The following is a 975-nucleotide window of genomic DNA, read 5'->3' on the forward strand; positions in this document are numbered from 1 at the left end:
CGTTGTGGTTAATGTAAATAAACCGAGAAACTAAATGAATAAAACAATATTTGAGATTACTAAAATGGACTGTCCTTCAGAGGAAAATCTAATCCGAATGAAATTGGACGGAATTCCAAGTATTGCGAATTTGGACTTTGACATTCCCAACCGAAAACTGACCGTTTTTCACAGCGGAGAAACTGACCAAATCGAAAAATCAGTTATCGAACTGAATTTAGGCGGAAAGAAAATCTCGACTGAACAAACCGACCAAACAGAATTTAATGAAAATGCAAACCAAAAAAAACTACTTTGGTCTGTACTTGCCATAAATTTTGCGTTTTTCATAATTGAAATGACAACAGGAATAATCTCAAAATCAATGGGATTGGTTGCCGACAGTTTAGATATGCTTGCGGACAGTTTCGTTTACGGAATTAGCTTGTTTGCGGTTGGCGGAACAGTAATAAAGAAAAAACGGATTGCCAAACTTGCTGGATATTTTCAAATAACACTTGCAATTATTGGATTTGTAGAAGTTTTAAGGAGATTTTTCGGAGACGAGAAATTACCCAACTTTTCGACAATGATTATAGTTTCAATTTTCGCACTTATTGCAAACGGAATTTGTCTTTACATTTTACAAAAATCAAAAAGTAAGGAAGAGGCACATATGAAAGCAAGTATGATTTTCACTTCAAACGATGTGATTATAAATTTAGGAGTAATAACAGCTGGACTTTTGGTAAACTGGTTGAGTTCAAGCAAACCTGATTTGATTATCGGAACAATAGTTTTTGTTTTGGTAATTCAAGGTGCTTTTAGAATTTTAAAATTGAGTAAATAAATAAAAAAACACTAACCACAACAATGGCTATAAGTAATTGCTTGTTCTTGCCTACTTCTGAAAATCCTCGCGGATTTTCAGTTTGGTGTGTACTTGCAAAGTTAAGTGCTAACCCACGCAACTACTCATAGCCGAGACCGTTGGTT

Annotated in this window: 1 protein-coding gene; it reads left to right on the forward strand. The window is 34.6% G+C overall.

What is annotated here, in order from left to right; genetic code table 11:
* Positions 1-34 precede the first annotated feature (34 nt).
* Positions 35-829, forward strand: coding sequence for a cation transporter (locus tag WA327_RS14760; RefSeq protein ID WP_068219644.1), 795 nt, complete (start codon positions 35-37; stop codon positions 827-829).
* Positions 830-975 lie beyond the last annotated feature (146 nt).

It is taken from the genome of Mesoflavibacter sp. CH_XMU1404-2, assembly GCF_037029465.1.
GTDB lineage: Bacteria > Bacteroidota > Bacteroidia > Flavobacteriales > Flavobacteriaceae > Mesoflavibacter.

What these genes read in the sequence shown, in the direction of transcription:
- WA327_RS14760 (WP_068219644.1), top strand. Translation starts at nt 35, where the DNA reads ATGAATAAAACAATATTTGAGATTACTAAAATGGACTGTCCTTCAGAG.